The sequence below is a fragment of the Nocardiopsis tropica genome, from assembly GCF_042660575.1.
Taxonomy (GTDB): domain Bacteria; phylum Actinomycetota; class Actinomycetes; order Streptosporangiales; family Streptosporangiaceae; genus Nocardiopsis; species Nocardiopsis tropica.
In genome coordinates this window covers 99,837-118,343 of the sequence record NZ_JBHSUF010000003.1, presented here as the reverse complement: position 1 = coordinate 118,343, position 18,507 = coordinate 99,837, and the positions used below count along the sequence as shown (strand labels likewise).

The 18,507-nt window shown below is 75.5% G+C and carries 17 protein-coding genes; 8 read left to right on the top strand and 9 right to left on the bottom strand.

Going from position 1 to position 18,507, the window contains the following annotated elements:
- Positions 1-245 precede the first annotated feature (245 nt).
- The gene (locus tag ACFQBR_RS06145; protein WP_344184263.1) at positions 246-998 is read right to left on the bottom strand and encodes a DUF4097 family beta strand repeat-containing protein; all 753 of its coding nucleotides are present in this window, start codon (positions 996-998) and stop codon (positions 246-248) included.
- A complete protein-coding gene (locus ACFQBR_RS06140; protein ID WP_267949553.1) occupies positions 995-1,636 on the bottom strand; it encodes a TetR/AcrR family transcriptional regulator in 642 nt (213 codons plus the stop codon). Before ACFQBR_RS06140 ends, ACFQBR_RS06145 begins: the two co-directional genes overlap by 4 nt.
- Before the next feature lie 178 nt (positions 1,637-1,814).
- Between ACFQBR_RS06140 and ACFQBR_RS06135 the strand changes: the two genes are divergently transcribed.
- Positions 1,815-2,999: an alcohol dehydrogenase catalytic domain-containing protein gene (locus ACFQBR_RS06135; protein ID WP_267949554.1), complete on the top strand. Its 1,185-nt coding sequence runs from the start codon at positions 1,815-1,817 to the stop codon at positions 2,997-2,999.
- A gap of 123 nt (positions 3,000-3,122) precedes the next feature.
- Here ACFQBR_RS06135 and ACFQBR_RS06130 read toward each other — a convergent pair whose 3' ends face one another.
- Positions 3,123-4,130 carry an ABC transporter substrate-binding protein gene (locus tag ACFQBR_RS06130; RefSeq protein WP_267949555.1) on the bottom strand — a complete coding sequence of 336 codons (1,008 nt, stop codon included), beginning with the start codon at positions 4,128-4,130 and terminating at the stop codon, positions 3,123-3,125.
- Positions 4,131-4,341: 211 nt separating this feature from the next.
- A complete protein-coding gene (locus ACFQBR_RS06125; RefSeq protein WP_344184261.1) occupies positions 4,342-5,112 on the bottom strand; it encodes a siderophore-interacting protein in 771 nt (256 codons plus the stop codon).
- Between the two features lie 295 nt (positions 5,113-5,407).
- Here ACFQBR_RS06125 and ACFQBR_RS06120 point away from each other — a divergent pair, with 295 nt between their 5' ends.
- Positions 5,408-7,195, top strand: a complete 1,788-nt coding sequence (locus tag ACFQBR_RS06120) for an ABC transporter transmembrane domain-containing protein (RefSeq protein ID WP_378552356.1) — start codon at positions 5,408-5,410, stop codon at positions 7,193-7,195.
- Complete coding sequence (locus ACFQBR_RS06115) at positions 7,192-9,024, top strand: ABC transporter ATP-binding protein (RefSeq protein ID WP_344184260.1); 1,833 nt, start codon at positions 7,192-7,194, stop codon at positions 9,022-9,024. The genes ACFQBR_RS06120 and ACFQBR_RS06115 overlap by 4 nt, the downstream gene beginning before the upstream one ends.
- 125 nt (positions 9,025-9,149) lie before the next feature.
- On the opposite strand, the gene ACFQBR_RS06110 is transcribed toward ACFQBR_RS06115, so the two are convergent.
- Complete coding sequence (locus tag ACFQBR_RS06110; RefSeq protein ID WP_344184259.1) at positions 9,150-9,842, bottom strand: DUF2848 domain-containing protein; 693 nt, start codon at positions 9,840-9,842, stop codon at positions 9,150-9,152.
- Positions 9,843-9,924: 82 nt separating this feature from the next.
- Here ACFQBR_RS06110 and ACFQBR_RS06105 point away from each other — a divergent pair, with 82 nt between their 5' ends.
- Entirely contained in the window at positions 9,925-11,259 is a 1,335-nt protein-coding gene (locus ACFQBR_RS06105) for an MFS transporter (RefSeq protein ID WP_344184258.1), read from the top strand.
- A 154-nt stretch (positions 11,260-11,413) separates the two neighbouring features.
- Here ACFQBR_RS06105 and ACFQBR_RS06100 read toward each other — a convergent pair whose 3' ends face one another.
- Positions 11,414-12,043: a GntR family transcriptional regulator gene (locus ACFQBR_RS06100; protein ID WP_267949560.1), complete on the bottom strand. Its 630-nt coding sequence runs from the start codon at positions 12,041-12,043 to the stop codon at positions 11,414-11,416.
- Positions 12,044-12,142: 99 nt separating this feature from the next.
- On the opposite strand from ACFQBR_RS06100, the gene ACFQBR_RS06095 reads away from it, so the two are divergent.
- The 3 genes from ACFQBR_RS06095 to ACFQBR_RS06085 all read left to right on the top strand — a co-directional run bounded on the left by ACFQBR_RS06095 (position 12,143) and on the right by ACFQBR_RS06085 (position 15,119).
- On the top strand, positions 12,143-12,922 hold the full coding sequence (locus ACFQBR_RS06095) for a carbon-nitrogen hydrolase family protein (RefSeq protein ID WP_344184257.1): 780 nt from the start codon (positions 12,143-12,145) through the stop codon (positions 12,920-12,922).
- 335 nt (positions 12,923-13,257) lie between these two features.
- Positions 13,258-14,487 (top strand): sensor histidine kinase, encoded by a 1,230-nt coding sequence (locus ACFQBR_RS06090; RefSeq protein WP_344178497.1) that lies wholly within the window; start codon positions 13,258-13,260, stop codon positions 14,485-14,487.
- Positions 14,475-15,119, top strand: a complete 645-nt coding sequence (locus ACFQBR_RS06085) for a response regulator (protein WP_378552349.1) — start codon at positions 14,475-14,477, stop codon at positions 15,117-15,119. The genes ACFQBR_RS06090 and ACFQBR_RS06085 overlap by 13 nt, the downstream gene beginning before the upstream one ends.
- A gap of 37 nt (positions 15,120-15,156) precedes the next feature.
- On the opposite strand, the gene ACFQBR_RS06080 is transcribed toward ACFQBR_RS06085, so the two are convergent.
- The 3 genes from ACFQBR_RS06080 to ACFQBR_RS06070 form a co-directional block, all read right to left on the bottom strand.
- Entirely contained in the window at positions 15,157-15,954 is a 798-nt protein-coding gene (locus tag ACFQBR_RS06080) for a siderophore-interacting protein (protein ID WP_344178493.1), read from the bottom strand.
- Positions 15,955-16,141: 187 nt separating this feature from the next.
- Positions 16,142-16,972: a Rossmann-fold NAD(P)-binding domain-containing protein gene (locus tag ACFQBR_RS06075; protein ID WP_344178491.1), complete on the bottom strand. Its 831-nt coding sequence runs from the start codon at positions 16,970-16,972 to the stop codon at positions 16,142-16,144.
- Positions 16,969-17,400, bottom strand: a complete 432-nt coding sequence (locus tag ACFQBR_RS06070) for a nuclear transport factor 2 family protein (RefSeq protein ID WP_344178489.1) — start codon at positions 17,398-17,400, stop codon at positions 16,969-16,971. The genes ACFQBR_RS06075 and ACFQBR_RS06070 overlap by 4 nt, the downstream gene beginning before the upstream one ends.
- A gap of 126 nt (positions 17,401-17,526) precedes the next feature.
- Between ACFQBR_RS06070 and ACFQBR_RS06065 the strand changes: the two genes are divergently transcribed.
- On the top strand, positions 17,527-18,384 hold the full coding sequence (locus ACFQBR_RS06065; protein WP_378552345.1) for a helix-turn-helix transcriptional regulator: 858 nt from the start codon (positions 17,527-17,529) through the stop codon (positions 18,382-18,384).
- The last annotated feature ends 123 nt before the right edge of the window (positions 18,385-18,507 follow it).

The window sequence follows — 18,507 nt, the reverse complement described above, 5'->3', positions numbered from 1 at the left end:
TGGCCCGGCCCGCCGTCCGTTCGGAGGGGAATACTGTCGCGCGCACGTCCGGAACACGAGAATGGCGCGATTCATCCTCATGGTGCCCGTTCAGTCGGTTGATCACCGGCGGAGACTATAGGAGTCTCGCGTCAGGTCAAGGTGAAATGCGGGAAAGCCCGCTCCGGACGCGTCCGCCCCTCCCGTTCCACGGGCCGGACCCGGCGGGAGGACGCCCCGCCGTGCCGGGCGCCGGGCACGGCGCGTCAGCGTGCGGGGACCAGGCGGATGTCGCCGTTCTCCGTCTCGGCGGCGATCACGTGGCCGCTTCCGGGCACCACCTCCACGTCGGTCACCACCTCGCCGTTGTCGGAGGAGGACGACACGTCGTACCCCGCCTCCGGCAGCTCCACCGTCGCGGACCCGTTCGCCGTGCTCACCCGGACGTCGTCGGGCGCCCTGGCGAAGGACACGTCGATCGATCCGTTCTCCGTGTGCGCCTCCAGGGTGGGCGAGACGATCCCGCGGGCGCGCAGCCCGCCGTTCCCGCTGCGCAGGACGAGCGGGCCGGACACGTTCTCCACCGTCACCTGCCCGTTGTCGGTGCCGATCTCCAGCGGCTCCGCGAAGCCGGTGGCCGTGGTGTCGCCGCTGCCGCCCTCCACCGTGAGCGAGGTCCCCTCGGGGACGGTCACCTCGTAGCGGGCGTCGCAGCCGGCCCTCGGGCCGCAGCGGATCTGGAGCGACAGGGTCTCGCCGTTCAGCTCCCAGGTGGCGCGCGGCGGGCCGACGACCGCCCCGCCCGACACCCACCGCGTCACCTGGATGTCGTCCACCTCGGCGGGGACAACCTCCAGGTCCCCCCGGCCGACCGCGATGGTGAGCACGTCGGAGGACGGTGAGAAGCTGCGGTGCTGCGCCTCGGCCTCGTCGACCGTCGCGGCGGAGGCGCATCCGGACAGCAGCAGGACGGTCGCGGCGGCGCACGCCGGGGCCAGGACGGCCGGTTTCGTGTTCACTGCGGCTCCTCGCGGTCGGGCGGTGGCACGGAGGCCAGGGCTGCGATGACGGCGCCCAGCGCCCTCTCGATCGTTTCCGTGTCGACCGACCCGGGGTCGGCCAGGTGCTCCATGGACAGGCCGTTGGTCAGGCAGTGCAGGATCAGGGCGGTGAGGCCGGGGTCGGCGCCCAGGGGCACGCCCCGGGCGGCGAACCGGGAGACGGCCTCGGCGACCGCCTCCCGCTGGGCGCGCCGCATCCGGCCGACCACGTCGCGGGTCTGCGCGTCGCGGGTCGCCCGGGCGGCGAACTCCAGGCCCAGACGGCCGCGCTCGGGGTCCTCGGTGATGCGCCGGGCCACGCCGCGGACGGTGTCCGCGACGGCGTCGGCGGGGTCGGCGGACTCGCCGATCCGTGCGAGCAGGGTGTCGATCTCGGCGTCGGAGCGCTCCCGCAGGACCGCGCCGAACAGGTCGCGCTTGCCGCCGAAGTTGGAGTAGACGGCCCCCTTGGTGAAGCCCGCCGCGTGCGCGATGTCCTCCAGGCGGCTGTCGGCGTAGCCGTGCTCGGCGAACGCGCGCACGGCGGCCGACAGCAGGCGGCGCCGTACCTCTTCGCGGGGGGTGCGGGGGACCGGGCCCCCGGGGTCGTCGGCCATGGGAGCGAGGTTAGCATACCCATGAGTATTGGATACTTTAGGTACTGAAGACTTCCGTGTCCTCCGGTCCGCCCTCGTTTTCCGGCGCGGGCCCACGGGTAGTGGGCGGGCACGGCCGCCCCCGGGGGCAGCACGGGCCCCGGGCGCCGGCGCACAGGAGGCGACACCAGGGGGAGTCATGAAGGCAGTCGTGTGGAACGGCACGAGGGACGTCAACACCGTCAACGTCCCCGATCCGCGGATCGAGGACCCCGGTGACGCCGTCATCCGGGTCACCAGCTCGGGCCTGTGCGGATCCGACCTGCACCTGTACGAGGTGCTCGGCCCCTTCATGAACCCGGGCGACGTGCTCGGCCACGAACCCCTGGGCGTCGTCGAGGAGGTCGGGCCGCAGGTCACGTCCCTGTCGGTGGGGGACCGCGTCGTCGTCCCCTTCCAGATCTCCTGCGGGCACTGCTCCATGTGCGGCACCGGCCTCCAGACCCAGTGCGAGAACACCAGGGTCGAGGAGCAGGGCATGGGCGCGCGGATCTACGGCTACAGCTCGCTGTACGGTTCCGTGCCCGGGGCGCAGGCCGAGTACCTGCGGGTCCCCCGCGCGCAGAGCAACGCCATCCCGGTCCCCGCCCAGGGGGACGACGACAGGTACGTGTTCCTGTCCGACGTCCTGCCCACGGCCTGGCAGGCCGTCCGCTACGCGGACGTGCCGCAGGGCGGCTCGGTGGCGGTCCTGGGGCTGGGGCCGATCGGCGACATGTGCTGCCGGGTCGCCCGCCACCTGGGGGCGGGACAGGTGTTCGGCGTGGACCCGGTGGCCGAGCGCCGCGCACGCGCCGCCGCCCGGGGGGTGGAGGTGTTCGACTCCTCCGGCGGCACCGACGACCTGATCGGGGAGATCCGCGAGCGCACCCGCGGCGAGGGGCCGGACGCGGTCGTCGACGCGGTGGGCATGGAGGCGTCCGGGCACGGGACCGCGAGGTTCGCCCAGAGGGTGGCCTCCTTCCTGCCCCAGAGCGCGGGCGCGAAGCTGATGGAGACGGCGGGGGTGGACCGGCTCTCCGCCCTGCACACCGCCATCGACCTGGTACGGCGCGGGGGTACGGTCTCGCTGATCGGCGTGTACGGGGGCATGGCCGACCCGATGCCGATGCTGACCCTCTTCGACAAGCAGATCCAGCTGCGGATGGGGCAGGCGAACGTGCGCCACTGGGCGCCCGAGATCCTCCCGCTCCTGGACGACGCCGACGTGCTGGGGGTGGAGGACTTCGCCACCCACCACCTGCCCCTGGACGACGCGCCGCACGCGTACGAGGCGTTCCAGAAGAAGGCGGAAGGCATGGTCAAGGTGGTCTTCCGGCCCTGACCGCGCGGACCGGCGGCGCGGCGCCCGCACGAGGGTCCCCGCGAACGCCGAGGACCCCGCCGTGCGAACGCACGGCGGGGTCCTCGGGGTGAGGGGCCGGCGGGGCGCCGACCGCCGGGGGCGTCAGCCCCCGAGGGCCTCCCGCAGCAGCGGGACGACCCCTTCCAGGGCGTGGGTGACGCCCAGGGTCGAGCCGCTGGAGAAGGCGTTGGCCAGCTCCGGGTCGTCCATGATCAGCAGGCGGCCGTCCTCGGCGGACGGGATGCCCTGGAGCACCGGGTCCTCCTCCAGGAAGCGGGTGGTCTCCTCGTCGCCGATGGGGAAGACGACGGTCAGGTCCGCGTCCAGGACCTCCACCAGCTCCGGGCTCAGGTCCACGTAGAACGCGCCCTCGGCCATCTCGGTGATCTCGGGCTTGTTCTCGAAGCCCAGGTCCTCCAGCAGGTCGACCCGCGCGTCCCCGGGGACGTAGGCGCCGTACTGCCCGTCGAAGTAGGCGCCGACCGCGATGGTCGTGCCCTCGAAGTCGGGGTTGTCCTCGCGCGCCTGCGCGAAGCGGCCCTCCAGCTCCCCGATGAGCTCCTCGCCCCGAGCGTCCTCGCCGAGCACCCGGGCGACCTGGCGGGTCTGCTCCTGCCAGGTGGTGCCGTAGGTGACCTCGACGCCGGGCGGCGGGCCGACCACGGGAGCGACGGGGGAGAGCAGGTCGTGGCGCTCCTGGGTGTGGTCGGAGCGGGTGTCGAGGACGACGTCGGGCTCCAGGGAGGCGACCGCCTCCAGGTTCGGCTCCATGGTGCCGATCTGCACCGGCTCCTCGTCGAACAGGTCGGCGGCCCAGGGGCCCACGCCGGCGCCGCCGTAGCCCTGCCAGTCGGCCACGCCGACGGGCTGGACGCCCAGGGCCAGCGCCGTCTCGGCGTCGGACCAGCCGAGGGCGGCGACGTTGGCCGGCCGGTCCTCGATCTCCACGTCGCCGAACAGGGTCTCGACGGTGACGGGGAAGCCCTCCGCGGCCTCGCCCGTCCCCTCCTGTCCGGCGTCGGAGGTCTGGCCGCCGCAGGCGGCGAGCATCAGGATGGACAGCGCACCGGCGGCGATCGTGCCGCCGCGGGTCAGCGGACCGCGGTTCATGGGGCCTCATTCGGTCGAGGAGATGAGCTTAGGCTCACCTAAGCAAGTCTCATGGTGGAGCAGGCGAAGCCGATGCGCAAACCGGACATCCCGGGTGGGGGCAGGTGTGGTCCGCGGAGGACGCCGACGGCGCGGGGGTGTCGGCGCCGCCGGAGGCCTCCGTGCCGCGCGCCGGGTGACGGGGTTCACGTCCCCCGGCCGCGGGGACGGGTCAGGCGTAGGCCTCGGCGCCCGCGCGCCAGTACCCGATGAACGCGATGTCCTCCTTGGCCACGCCCCTCTCCTTCACCAGGAACCGGCGCAGCCCGGTGGGGAGCCCGTTCTCGCCCGCCACGAAGCAGTAGGGGCGGCCCTCCGGCAGCGCGGCCCCGCTCACCGTCTCCAGCGCCAGCTGCCCGGGGACCGTGTGCGCGCCGTCACGCGCCAGCCAGCGCACCTCCACCCCGGCGGGGGCGTCGACCTCGCGGACGTCGGCCGAGGAGGGCACCTCCAGGAACGCCAGCCCGCGCAGGTCGCGCGGGGACTGCTCCAGGATCGAGAGGATCGCGGGCACCGCGCTCTCGTCGCCGACCAGCAGGTGCCAGTCGGCGTCCTCGGGCGGCAGGTGGTAGATGCCCTCCGCCAGCAGCCCCAGCTCGTCCCCGGGACGCGCGCCCAGGGCCCAGGCGGACGCGGGCCCCTCGTCCCCGTGGGCGACGAACTCGATGTCCATCTCCAGGGCCTCGGGGTCGAACCGGCGGGCGGTGTAGTTGCGCACGTGGGGCCGGCGCTCCTCGGGCATCGCGCGGAACTCGGCCACCCAGCCGTCGTCGGCGGAGGCGTGGGGCAGGTGCAGCCGCTCCTGGCCCGGCCGCGCGAAGAAGATCCGCGTGCACTGGTCCAGGCCCATGAACTCGAACCCGGCCAGCTCCTCGCCCCCGACCGTCACCGTGACGAAGTTGTCGGTGGTCCGCTCGGTGCGCACCACCCTGACCCGGACCATGCTCCGTCGACTCGGATACCTGATGCGCAACGGAAAGGCCTCTCGTTCGGGGTGCGGGGTTCGCCGGGCGCGTCCGGTCCGCTGCGGGGATTCCGGCGGCGGACGGGGTCGCCGTCACGGCGGGCGAAGGTTAGCCTAACCAAGGTTGGGTGTGCCCGGGCGGCCGGGGTCGTGTTCGGCGAGGGCGCCCGGCCTGACTAGCCTGGCCAGGCCACGACACAGCAGGGGGAACAGGACATCGGATGAGTACACGTCTGCACGGGGTCGCGCACCCCGAAGAGAGAGGAAGTACCTGGTGAGCGCCTCCACCAGCACGGTCGGCGCCCCCGACACCGCTCCTCCCGCCGCTCCGGAGGCCCCCGCCCCGCGGCCCCTCGCCGACGGGACGCCCGGGAACGCGCCGGCCCTGCGCCGGCGCACCCTGCGGCGCAACCGCCGCCACGTCTCCCTGGGTGTGGTCCTCCTCTCCCTGCACCAGGTCGCCGAGGCCCTCGTCCCCGTCGCGATCGGCCTGACCATCGACCTGGCGGTCGACACCGGGGACGTCACCGCCCTGGCCTACTGCGTCGCGGGCATCGCCCTGCTCTTCACCGTCCTGGCCTTCGCCTACCGCACCGGGGCGCGCTTCACCCTGCGGGCGGTCGAGAACGAGGCCCACCTGCTCCGGGTCGAGGCCGCGCGCCGCGCCCTCGACCCGCGCGGCGAGCGCAGCGGGCTGCGCGCGGGCGAGGTCCTGTCCGTGGCCACCTCCGACGCCGAGCAGGCGGCCGTGTACGTGCGCGCCTGGTCGGCGGCGATCGCCGTCACGGTCGCGATCGTCGTCACCACCGTCGCCCTGCTGGCGGTCGACGTCCCGCTCGGCCTCGGCGTGCTCGTCGGCGTCCCCCTGCTCATGCTGCTCCTGCGCGTCCCCGCGGCCCACATCACGCGGCGCAGCGAGGCCAAGCAGGCCACGGCCGCCGGAGCGACCGCCCTGGCCACCGACCTGGTCACCGGGCTGCGCGTCCTCATGGGGATCGGCGCCCGCCACAACGCCGCCCTCCGCTACCGCTCCGCCAGCGCGCGGGCCCTGGACGCCTCGGTCGGCGCCGCGGCCAGCAGCGGTGTCTACCGGGGCCTGGTCACCGCGGCCGGCGCCGTGTTCCTCGCCTGCGTCGCGGGCGCGGCCGGGTGGATGGCGCTGGAGGGCCGGCTCACCGTCGGCGAACTCGTCATCGTCATCGGCCTGGCCCAGTTCCTCTCCGAGCCGGTGCAGGGCCTGGGCATGGTCGGGCAGCTCTTCGCCACGGCCCGCGCCTCCGCCGACCGGTTGGTCAGACTGCTCAACGCGCCCGACGCCGTCACCCCCGGGGACCGCTCCCCGGGCGGGAACGCGCTCGTCGAGCTGGCCGGGGTCTCCCACCGCACACTGGACGACGTCGACCTGAGGCTCGCCCCCGGCGAGTTCGTCGGAGTGCTCGCCACCGACCCGCGCGACGCCGAGGCACTGCTGGAACTGCTCTCGGGCAGGGCCGGCACGGAGGGCGTGGAGGGTTCCGTCACCGTGGGCGGGGTGCCCGTCGGCGAACTGGACCTGGACGCCCTGCGGGCCGCGGTCCTGGTGGAGGAGCACGGCTCGGCCCTGTTCGAGGGCACCCTGCGCTCCAACCTGGTCACCGGCCCCGGCGCGGACGAGGAGCGGCTGCTCGACGCCCTGCGCGCGGCCTCCGCCGAGGACCTGGTCCTCGGCCACCCCGACGGCCTGGACCGCCCCGTCTCCGACCAGGCCGCCAACCTGTCCGGCGGACAGCGCCAGCGCGTGGCCCTGGCCCGCGCCCTGGCCGCCGACCCTCCCGTGCTCGTCCTGCACGACCCCACCACGGCGGTGGACGCGGTCACCGAGGAGGCCATCGCGCGCGGCGTCGCCGCCGCGCGGAGCGGGCGCGCCGCCCCCGGGGCGACCCTGGTCGTGGCCGCGAGCCCCGCCCTGCTCTCCCGCGCCGACCGGGTCGTCGTGCTCGTCGGCGGCCGGGTCCACAGCACCGGAACACACGCACGACTGGTCGAGGAAGACCGGCACTACGGCGAGGCGGTGCTCCGATGAGCGCGACCACTTCCACGGGCGCGACGGACACGCCGCCCGCCGAGGACCCGGCGGGCGGGGAGCTGCTCCCCACCGCCGGCGCACGCAGGACCTGGGCCGTGCTCGGGGAGGGGGTGCGCGCCACCGGATGGGCCTCCCCCCTCGCCCTGCTGACCGTGCTCGCGGGCAGCGGCGCCGGACTGGTCGCCCCCTGGGTGCTGGGCGCCATGGTCGACGACATCTCCGCCGGGGCGGACCTGGACGCCGTCCTGCGCTCGGCCGGGCTGATCGCCGCCGCCGCGGTGGTGGGCGGGCTGCTCGTGGGCCTGGGCGCGTGGCTGGTCAGCAGGGTCGGCGAGACCGTCCTGGCACGGCTGCGCGAGCGGGTCATGGACCGGGTGCTGCACATGCCCGCCACACGGCTCGAGAGGGTCCGCATCGGCGACCTGCTCTCCCGGGTCGGGGACGACGTCGCCGTGGTCACCGCCAGCATCGCGCGCACCGGCCCCGACGTGGTGATCGCCCTGGCCACGGTGGTGCTCACCGCCGCGGGCATGACCGCCCTGGACTGGCGCCTGGGCCTGGCCGGGCTCTGCGCGCTGCCCGTGTACGCCATGGCCCTGCGCTGGTACCTGCCGCGCTCGGGCCCCTACTACGCCCGTGAGCGGATCGCCATGGGCGAGCGCTCGCACGCGATGATGGGCGCCCTGCGCGGGCGCGGCGCCGTGCGCGCGTACCGCCTGGAGGACGAGCACGAGGAACGGGTCGCCCGGCGGTCCCGTGCGGCCAGGGACATCACCGTCGAGGTGTTCCGCCTGTTCACCCGCTTCGGGTCGCGCCTCAACGGGGCCGAGTGCGTGGGGCTGACCGCAGTCCTGGTCACGGGGTTCTGGCTGGTGCGCGGCGACCTCGCCACGGTCGGCATGGTCACGGCGGCGGCCCTGTACTTCCACCGCCTGTTCGGTCCGATGATCTTCCTCGTCATGAACTTCAACGAGGTCCAGTCCGCCGGGGCCAGCCTGGCCCGGCTCGCCGGTGTCGTCGACCTGCCGCAGGAGCGCGACCCGGGCGCCGAGGAGGGGCCCGCGGGCTCCACCGTGCGCGTCGAGGGCGTCACCCACTCCTACGGGAACGGCGCCCCGCCAGCCCTGGAGGACGTGACCCTGGAGGTCGCGGCCGGTGAGCGCGTGGCCCTCGTGGGGGCCAGCGGCGCGGGCAAGACCACGCTGGCCGCCCTCGTGAGCGGGCTGCGCACGCCCGGCCGGGGGACGGTGTACCTGGGCGGCGTCCCCCTCGACGAGCTCGGGGAGCGCCGGGTGCGCGAGCACGTCTACCTGGTCAGCCAGGAGACCCACGTGTTCGCGGGAACCCTCCTGGAGGACCTGCGCCTGGCGCGCGCCGATGCGCAGCCGGCCGACGCGGAGCGGGCCCTGGAGGCGGTCGGCGCCCTGGAGTGGGTGCGCGTCCTGCCCGAGGGGCTGGACACGGTCGTGGGCGAGGGCGGCCACCCCCTGACCGCCGAGCAGGCCCAGCACCTGGCGCTGGCCCGCCTGGTCCTGGCCGACCCGGACGTCGCCGTCCTGGACGAGGCCACGGCCGAGGCGGGCAGCTCCGGGGCGCGGCGCCTGGAGCGGGCCGCCGTCGCGGCCACCGCGGGCCGCACCACGCTGGTCGTGGCGCACCGGCTCACCCAGGCCGAGGCCGCCGACCGGGTGGTGGTGATGGACCGGGGCCGGATCGTGGAGCAGGGGCCGCACGCCGAGCTGGTCGCCGCCGGGGGCCGCTACGCGGCGCTCTGGCGCAGCTGGCAGGGCGCCCCGGGGCCGGACACGGCCGCACCCTCCGTGTAGGGCCCCCTCGGGGGCTCGCGTGCGGCCGCGGGCCGGAAAAGCGCGGGGAACACCTCCTGGCCGACACCGACGGGCCGGGCGCCGAGGAAGCGGCGCCCGGCCCGTCCGTCGTCCGGCGGACCCGGTCAGCCGATGGGCTCGGGGAGCGGGGCGACCCGGTAGGCCAGCCCGAGGGTGTCCCCGGAGGCGGGGTCGGTCAGCTCCACCCGCCAGGAGGAGGCGAACTGGTCCACGTCGGCGCGCATGGGGATCGTGCCCGACAGCAGGACGGCGCCGGTCACCAGCAGGCCGCGCTCCCGCAGGACCTCCAGCCAGTAGGAGGGGGCCAGGAGCTCGGCGAGGGTGCCGTCCTGGATCTCGGCCTCGCCGTCCCCGGTCCCGACCCACGCCTTCAGGGTGATGTCGTCCCACCGGTCCTCGACGTCGGTCAGGCGCCAGGCCCTGGCGCCGAGGACGTCGGGGCCCGCGTTCTTGCTCCACGCCACGCCGTGTGCCTCCAGCTCGCGGTCGGTGTGGTCGCAGGCCACCGTGACGAGCACGTCCCGCGGCTCGGGGCCGGTCACGACGAGGGCCCACTCGGCCTCGCCGGAGGTGCGGCCGTGCTGGGCCGGGACCTGCGACACCTGCGCGGCGAGGTAGGGGGACACCGGGTACAGGGCCGGTGTGGTGGTGGGGGCGGGGACGCCGAGGAGGGCCAGCTCCTCCACGTGGGCGCGCACGTCGTCCTGGCTGCGGCCGGTGTAGCCGGCGTTGAGCAGGTGCGTGACCTCCACGGCGACCGTGGTCCCGTCGTTGAGTTCGAATTGCAGTTCGGTCATCAAAATCCTCCGGGACTTGCGCATACCTCTTGTATACGACGAGTATAACCAGCATCCGCGCAACACGACCGGAAGGAACGAGATGGACCAGCCACAAGCAGCGACGACCCGCGCGAGAGAGGTGGGGCGCGGGACGGTGGCGCGCGCGTTCATCGCCAGCCTCTCGGGAACCGCCCTGGAGTGGTACGACTTCGCGATCTACTCGGCGGCCTCGGCGCTCGTCTTCGGGCACCTCTTCTTCCCCAGCCACGACCCGCTGGCCGCGACGATGCTCGCGTTCTCCACCTACGCCGTCGGCTACGTGGCCAGGCCGCTGGGCGGGATCTTCTTCGGCCGCCTCGGCGACGTCGTCGGCCGCAAGAAGGTCCTGGTCAGCACGCTCGTGCTCATCGGCGTGGCCACCTTCCTCATCGGCCTCCTGCCCACGCACGCCAGCATCGGCGGCACCGCCGCCGTCCTCCTGGTCGCCCTCCGCTTCGCCCAGGGCGTCGGCGTGGGCGGCGAGTGGGGCGGCGCCGTGCTCCTGTCCAGCGAGTTCGGCGACCCCCGCCGCCGGGGCTTCTTCGCCTCGGCCGCGCAGGTGGGCCCGCCCCTGGGCAACCTCATGGCCAACGGCGTCCTGGCCCTGCTCGGACTGCTGCTCACCGAGGAGCAGTTCCTCTCCTGGGGCTGGCGCGTCGCCTTCCTCCTGTCGGGCGTCCTCGTCCTCTTCGGGCTGTGGATCCGGGCCAAGCTGGAGGAGACCCCCGTCTTCCAGGCCATCGCGGAGGAGGGGGAGCGGCCCTCGGCGCCCCTGCGCGAGGTCTTCACGAAGCAGGCACGGCCCCTGACCGCGGCGGTCCTCAGCCGGGTCGCCCCCGACGTCGTCTACGCCCTGTTCACGGTCTTCGTCCTCACCTACGGGACCCAGGTGCTCGGGCTGGAGTCCGGCACGGTCCTGGCTGCGGTCCTGACCGGGTCGGCCTTCCAGGTGGCCCTCATCCCGCTCGCGGGGTGGCTCTCCGACCGCGTCAACCGGCGGCTGCTCTACGGCCTGGGCGCCCTCGGCGCCGGGATCTGGCCCTTCGTGTTCTTCCCGGCCATCGCCGACGCCTCGTTCCTCGCCCTCACCGGCGGCATCGTGGTCGGCCTCGCCCTGCACTCGGTCATGTACGGCCCGCAGGCCGCCTTCGTCTCCGAGCAGTTCCACCCGCGCCTGCGCAACACGGGCAGCTCCCTCGCCTACACCCTGGCGGGGATCATCGGCGGCGCCGTCGCGCCGCTCGTGTTCACGTACCTGCTGGCCGCCACCGGCAGCTGGGTGCCGCTGGCCGTCTACGTCGCCGTCACGGCCGCCGTCACGGTGGCGGGCCTGGCGCTGGGCCGCGACCCCGCGCCGCACGAGGACGAGGAGCTCCTCGCCGGCGCCGGGGTCTAGACCGGTGGTGTCCGGGGCCTGCGCGCCTCCCGGGGCCGGGTGTCCGCGCCACGGGGTCCCCCGGCCGCCGTGCGCGGCGGCCGGTCCGGCCCGGTGGGCGCCCGGACCGCCACCGGGCCCGAGCGCACCCTCCGGGGCCCCGGAGGGCGGTCGCTCAGCTCTCCAGCAGGACCTTCAGCGTGGCGTCCAGGTGCGAGTCGATGGCCGCCGCGGCCGCGGCCTCGTCACCCGAGCGCAGCGCGTCCAGGATGACGGTGTGCTCGTCCAGGACGGACGCGTACCGGTCCTGGGTGGAGAACAGGGCGACCATGCCCGCCCGGACCTGCCGGGCGCGCAGCCCGTCGTAGAACTTGATGAGCATGTCGTTGCCGGTCGAGGCGACCAGGGCCGAGTGGAAGCGGTGGTCCCAGTCGATGAACGTGCGGGCCTCCTCGGGCACCGTGAGCTCCTCCTGGTGCCGCAGCGCGTCCTCCATCGGCCCGACCGGCGCCGCGCCCCGGCGCAGGGCCTGCTCGGCCGCGTGGCGCTCGACCATGCCGCGCATCTCCATCAGCTCGGAGAGCTCGCGCCCGCTCATCGGGGCGACGTAGGCGCCGCGCTTGGGGATGAGCTGCACCAGGTCCTCGGCGGACAGGAGGAGGAGCGCCTCGCGGATGGGGGTCCGCGACACCCCGATCAGGCTGGCGACCTCCTGCTCGTTGATGAAGCCCCCCTGGCGCTCCGGATCGCTCAGGTAGGAGTCCTTCAGGAACTGGTAGGCCCTCTCCCGACCCGATGCGGCCACTGCCCCTCCTCACGTACACAACATGTATGCACGACCTTACTGTCCCGGGGCGCGCCGTCGGCGCGCACTCCATGAGCCAAGAAACACAGGGGAAACACGATGCGCGTAGCACTCTGCCAGATCTCCTCCACCGACCGGCCCGAGGAGAACCTCGCCACCGCGGAGACCGCGGTGGCCGAGGCCGCGGCCTCCGGGGCCGAGCTGGTGGTCCTGCCCGAGGCCGCCATGGTCCACTTCGGCGCCGACCTGGCCGGGGCCGCCCAGCCGCTGGACGGGCCCTGGGCGACGGGCCTGCGCGGGATCGCCGCCCGCCACGGGGTCACCGTCCTCGCCGGGATGTTCGCCCCGGCCGGTGACGGAAGGGTCCGCAACCTGCTGCTGGCCACCGGGGACGGCGTCGAGGCGGCCTATCAGAAGATCCACGTCTTCGACGCCTTCGGGCACCGGGAGTCCGACTCCGTCGCCCCCGGCTCCGAGCCGGTCGTCATCGAGGTCGGCGGGGTCCGCGTGGGCCTGGCCGTCTGCTACGACGTCCGCTTCCCCGAACTCTTCCGGAGGCTCGCCCTGGCCGGGGCCCAGGTGATCGCCGTGTGCGCCTCCTGGGGCGCCGGCCCCGGCAAGCGGGAGCAGTGGGACCTGCTCACCCGCGCCCGCGCCCTGGACTCCACGTCGTGGGTGCTGGCCTGCGGACAGGCCGACCCCGGCCCGGTGGAGGGCACCGCGCCCCGGGGCATCGGCCACAGCGCCGTCATCGGCCCGGACGGCACCCGCAGGGCCGGGCTCGACGGGGCGCCGGGGCTCCTGGTCGCCGACATCGACGTGGCGGAGGCCGCAGCCGTGCGCGAGGCCGTGCCGGTCCTGCGCAACGCCCGGCTGTGAGGCTGGGGGCCTGACGCCCCGGACCCTCCGCGCCGCCGGCGACCGGCCCCTCCCCGAGGCGGACGCCGGCGGCGCCGGTGCGCGGCCCGGCGGCCCGGCCGCACGGTCGTCCGGTCGTCCGGCGGGCCACGGCGTCGCGTGCGTGCGCCTGCGCCGCACCGGCCCTCCCGGCCGTCGCGGTCGCCGCCGTTCCGGGGCGGGGCCGCCCCGCCCCGGCCGGAGCCGGCCCCGGACGGGCGGGGAGGGTAGAGGAACCTCGACCCCCGGGGTGGGGGGAGCACCCCTCTTCGCCTCCGGAGCCCCCCGTCCCGCGAGGGGCGGCATAGGATTCCCCGGTGCGAGACAACGACGCCGAGACGGCTCTGTGGCCGGCGCTCGTACGCCGTCCGGTCGCGGTGCTCCTCACCCTTTGGCCGTGGCGTGCCCTGCTCTACCTGGCCACGTCGGCCCCGGTCGCCGCGGTGTGGTCGCTCCTGTGCTGGCCGCTGCTCACCCTGGCGGGCCTCCCCCTGGGGGCGGTCGAGCGCCGCAGGCTCGCCCTCGTGGACGGGGCGCCCGCGCCCTCCCCGCACACGCCCCCGCCGCCGGGGGCCGGGCCCGCGGGCTGGATCCGGTGGCGCTCGCGCGAGGCGGCCTCCTGGCTGGAGCTGGCCCACGGGCTGCTGCTGGCGCTGCTGTGCGTGGTCGAGCTGACCGTGGCGGTGGTCCTGGCGGGGGTGCCGGCCCTCCTGCTGGCCTCGCCGGTGCTGCGCGCCGCCGGGGTCGCCGAGGGCCCGTCCCCGGCCGCCCTCGGCGTCCTCCTCGGCCTCGGCACGCTGCCGGTGAGCGCCTACACGGCCATGGTGCTGGCGGCGGGCCGCGCCCGGCTGGCGCGTGCGCTGCTCACCGCGCCGCGCGGAGAGGAACTGGCCGAGCTCGGGGAGCGGCTCGTCCTGGTGTCCCGGTCCCGCACGCGGATCGTGGACGGGTTCACGGCCGAACGGCGGCGGATCGAGCGCGACCTGCACGACGGGGCCCAGCAGCGGCTCACCGCGCTGGTCGTGCGCCTGGGCATGGCGAGCAGCCGGTTCGACGACGATCCCGAACAGGCCAGGGTCCTGGTCGAGCAGGCGCACGCCGACGCCCGCGCCGCCCTCGTCGAGCTGCGCGAGCTGGTGCACGGCATCCATCCGGCGGCCCTGACCGAGCGCGGGCTCGTCGCCGCGCTGGAGGAGCTGGCGGACACCCAGCAGGTCGAGGTGGCCGTGGAGGCGGGGGACGTGGGGCGGCTGCCCGACGCCGTCGAGTCCACCGCGTACTTCTGCGCCGCCGAGGCCGTGGCCAACGCCGCCCGCCACTCCGGGGCCGACACCGTCCGGGTGGGCCTGCGCGTGAACGGAGGGGCGCGGCGCGGGACCCTGCTCCTCACGGTCACCGACGACGGCCGCGGCGGCGCCGACCCGGACCGGGGGAGCGGACTGACCGGCCTGGCCGACCGGGCGGCCGCCCTGGGCGGACGGGTGTCCCTGACCAGCCCCGGCGGAGGGCCGACGACGGTGGAGGTGAGGATCCCGTGCGGATCGTGATCGCCGAGGACTCGGTCCTGCTGAGGGCGGGCCTGGAACAGCTCGTCGCCATGGTCGGGCACGAGGTGGCGGCCTCGGTCGGCGACGCACCCGCGCTCATGGCGGCGGTGGACGCGCACCGCCCCGACCTCGTGCTCACCGACGTGCGCATGCCGCCCGGCCACAACGACGACGGACTGCGCGCCGCGATCGCGCTCGCCCGCGCCCACCCCCGCACGGGGATCCTCGTCCTGTCCCAGTACGTGCTGGGCGCGGCCGCCGCCGAACTCCTGGAGAGCCGCGCCGAGGGGGTCGGCTACCTGCTCAAGGACCGGGTCGGGGACGTGGACGAGTTCCTGCGCACCCTGGAGCGGGTCGCCGCCGGGGGCACCGTCGTCGACCCCGAGGTGGTGCGCCGCCTGCTGGGACGGCGCCGCAACCGGTCGGTCCTGGAGCGGCTGACCCCGCGCGAGCGCGAGGTGCTGGAACTGATGGCGCGGGGCCGCACCAACGCCGCGGCGGCGGAGGCCCTGGTGGTCACCGAGGCGGCGGTCGCCAAGCACGTGAGCGGGATCTTCGCCAAGCTCGACCTGCCGGTGAACCCGGACGACAACCGCCGGGTGCTCGCGGTCCTCGCCTACCTCGCGGGCTGAGGGGGCCGCCTGTCCGGCGCCCTGCCGGTGCGCCCCGTCAGTCCATGGCCGAGGTGCCGTGGCGCCAGTAGCCGACGAACGCGATGTCGGACTTGGGCACCCCGCGCTCGCGGACCAGCGCCCGCCGCAGGCCGGTGGGCAGGGCGTTCTCCCCGGCGACGAAGCAGAAGGGGCGGCCCGGCGGGAACTCGGCGGCGCGCACGGCGTCCAGGGCGAGCCTGCCGGGCAGGGCGTGCGGGTCGGTGCGGGGCAGCCAGTGCACGTCCACGCCGGGCAGGTCGGGCAGCGTCCGGACGTCGTCGGCGGAGGGCACCTCCAGGTAGACCCGGGCCCGCAGGTCGGCGGGGGCCTGCTCCAGGATCGACACCAGGGCGGGCACGGCGCTCTCGTCTCCCACGAGGAGCTGCCAGTCGGTGTCCTCGGAGGGCACGTAGTAGACGGCGTCGGCGAGCAGGCCCGCCTCGTCGCCGGGGGCGGCCGCAGCGGCCCAGGCGGAGGCCGGGCCGGCGTCGCCGTGGTCCACGAACTCCAGGTCGAGTTCGAGCGCGTCCGGGTCGAAGCGGCGCACGGAGTAGCTGCGCACGTGCGGCTTGCGGTCGTCGGGCATCGCGTACAGCTGCTCCACCCAGCGCTTGTCGGCGTCGGCGGGCATGTACAGCCGGTCCTGGCCCTCGCGGGGGAGGAAGAGGCGCACGAACTGGTCGCGGCCGAGGAAGTCGAACCCCTCCAGCTCCCCGCCGCCGAGGGTCACCGTGACGAAGTGCTTGCTGACGCGGGTGGTGCGCACCACGCGGGTGCGGATCATCGCGCGGTGGCGGGGGTGTTCGATGCGCACGGGCCCATTTCCTCCTCGGTCGGACGGACGGGCGGAAAACGCCCCTCGTTAGGTTAGCCTCACCAACTGCCCGGCGTCGAAGCGGCGGCGGAGCCCGGAGGCGACCCGCGCGGAGCGGGCCGCCCGTCCCCGGACCGCTCCGGGGACGGGCGGCGTCCCGCACCGCCGGACCGGTCCGCCCGGTCCCTCAGGCCGCGGACCACTCCTTCCGGTGGGCGCGGACGAAGTCGGCGAAGGCGCGGGGCGGGCGGCCGGTCAGACGGTGGACCGTGTCCGTGACGCGGTCCTCGTCGCCCCGGGCGATGCCGGAGTCCACCCCGACCAGCGCCGAGGCGAAGGGCTCCGGCATGCCCGCGTCCAGATTTCGCCGGACCAGCTCGGCCACCGGCGCCGGCGTGTGGCGCACCGGTCGGCCGACGGCGTCGGCGATGACCGCCGCCGCCTCCGTGTACCCGAACGACTCCGGACCGGTGAGCACGTGGTCGTCGGCCACCGGCCCCGGAGCCGTCAGCACCTCCGCCGCGACGGCCGCGATGTCGGCGGCGTCGATCCATCCGAGCCGCCCGCCGCCGGTCGCCGAGCGGATCTCGCCGCGCTCGCGGATGCCCGCCGCCACCGGGTGCGCACCGGTGAAGTTCTGCATGAACCCCGACGGCCGCAGCACCGCCCACTCCGGGAACGACCGCACTGCCCTGCCCAGCTCCGCGGCGCCCGGGACGCCGGGCAGCTCCGCCAGCGAGCCGAGCAGCACCACGCGCCGCACCCCGGCGGCCCGGGCGGCCGCCAGGAACGGTCCGGCCGCCGGCATGGGGTCCACGGTCAGTGGCGGAGGCACCAGGTACAGGGCCTCCGCCCCGGCGAGGGCCCGGGCGTGCGTCCCCGGGTCCGCCCAGTCGAAGGGCACGCCCCCGGGGCCCGGCCTGCGACTGGCCACGCGCACGTCCGCGCCGCGGGACCGCAGCGTCTCGGCCAGGGGGCGGCCGGTGTTGCCGGTGCCGCCGGTGATGAGGACCGTCATGCCCCGAGCCCCTTCCGCAGTGCTTCCAGCCCGCCGCCGGCGCGTGCCACCTGCACGGGGCTCCAGTAGTCGCGGAACTCGGTGATGAACCCGTCCCGCACCGTGACCACGGTGATGTAGTCCATCCGGTAGGGCGCGCCCGTGCGCACCGTCCGGCCCTCGGCGCTGTACTCGGCGACGACGGTCTCCGGGTCCCCGGTGCGGTGCACGCGCATCGCCGGGACGCCGGTGACGTCGTACACATCGGTGTATCCGGACAGGTAGTCGCGCACCGCCTCCCGGCCGTCCAGCCGCGTGGGCGCCCCGGCCTCCGCGAACGGGAACGCGGCCGTCCCGTCCGGCGCCCACATCCCGGCGATGCCGTCCATGTCCTTGGCCTCCAGCAGCTCCAGCATCCGCCGGAGCACTTCTTCGGGTGATCGTTCCATCTCCGCCTCCTGTGTCGGGTCCCTCGTCCACCACAGTGGCGGGGCGCGCAGTGCGGGGGAACGGCCGCGTCGTCCCCGGACCACTGGTCCGTGGCTAGCCGTCCGCGCGCATGGCAGGCTGGGTGCGTGGACAAGCGAGAACTCGGCGGTTTCCTGCGCGCCCGCCGCGAGGCCCTGAGCCCGGCCGACGCCGGCCTTCCCGTCCGCGCGGGCGGGCGCGCGCGGCGCACGCCGGGGCTGCGGCGCGAGGAGGTCGCCGACCTCGCCGGGGTCTCGGTGAGCTACTACGAGCGGTTGGAGCAGGCCCGGGCGCCGCGTCCGTCACCGCAGGTGATCGACGCGATCGGGCGTGCCCTGGCGCTGTCGGGGGCGGAGAGGGCGCACCTGTCCCGGCTGGCCGGGCACGCGCCGTCCGCACGGCCGGGTCCGGCCGAACAGGTCCCGCCGGGGGTGCTCGCCCTGCTGGACCGGCTCGGCCCGGTCGCCGCCTACGTCTGCGACGACCGCCACGACATCGTGGCCTGGAACGACCTGGCGGCAGAGCTGGTCACGGACTTCGGCGCGCTGCCCCCGGCCGAGCGCAACGTGCTGCGCCTGGCCGCGCGCCTGGGCGGGACGGTGTGCTCGGCGCCCCCGGAGGCGGCGGGCGGGTTCGAGGCGCAGGCGGCGGCCCATGCGCGCGAGGCGCTGTCCCGCCGCCCGCACGACCCCGCGCTCCGGCGGCTGGTCGGCGAGTCCGCCGAGCGGGTGCCCGGGTTCGCGGCGGAGTGGCGGCGGCACGACGTCCGTCCGCGTACGACGCTGCGCAAGCGCGTCGAGCACGCCGAACTCGGCGTGCTCGACCTCGACTCCCAGACCCTCGCGGTGCCGGGCTCCGACCTGCGCGTGGTCATGCTCAGCGCCGAACCGGGCACCCCCGCCCACGAGAAGCTCACCCGTCTCCAGCTCCGGCTCGCGGTCTTCGAGCCCTCCCCGCTCCCGTAGCGGAGGGCGGATGCCGCGGAGGCCGGACGGCCGTCCGCGTGGTCCCCGCCCGCCGCGGTCCCCGGCGTCCGTTCCGACCCGGCCCGCGTCGACGGCGGCGGGTCCGGCCGGGGGGACGCCACG

Excerpts from the sequence above, each read along its gene's own strand:
- ACFQBR_RS06095 (WP_344184257.1), top strand. The coding sequence starts at position 12,143 with ATGCGCGTAGCACTCTGCCAGATCTCCTCCACCGACCGGCCCGAGGAG.
- ACFQBR_RS06130 (WP_267949555.1), bottom strand. The coding sequence starts at position 4,130 with ATGAACCGCGGTCCGCTGACCCGCGGCGGCACGATCGCCGCCGGTGCG.
- ACFQBR_RS06070 (WP_344178489.1), bottom strand. The coding sequence starts at position 17,400 with ATGGAACGATCACCCGAAGAAGTGCTCCGGCGGATGCTGGAGCTGCTG.
- ACFQBR_RS06125 (WP_344184261.1), bottom strand. The coding sequence starts at position 5,112 with ATGGTCCGGGTCAGGGTGGTGCGCACCGAGCGGACCACCGACAACTTC.
- ACFQBR_RS06110 (WP_344184259.1), bottom strand. The coding sequence starts at position 9,842 with ATGACCGAACTGCAATTCGAACTCAACGACGGGACCACGGTCGCCGTG.
- ACFQBR_RS06105 (WP_344184258.1), top strand. The coding sequence starts at position 9,925 with ATGGACCAGCCACAAGCAGCGACGACCCGCGCGAGAGAGGTGGGGCGC.
- ACFQBR_RS06115 (WP_344184260.1), top strand. The coding sequence starts at position 7,192 with ATGAGCGCGACCACTTCCACGGGCGCGACGGACACGCCGCCCGCCGAG.
- ACFQBR_RS06135 (WP_267949554.1), top strand. The coding sequence starts at position 1,815 with ATGAAGGCAGTCGTGTGGAACGGCACGAGGGACGTCAACACCGTCAAC.
- ACFQBR_RS06140 (WP_267949553.1), bottom strand. The coding sequence starts at position 1,636 with ATGGCCGACGACCCCGGGGGCCCGGTCCCCCGCACCCCCCGCGAAGAG.
- ACFQBR_RS06075 (WP_344178491.1), bottom strand. The coding sequence starts at position 16,972 with ATGACGGTCCTCATCACCGGCGGCACCGGCAACACCGGCCGCCCCCTG.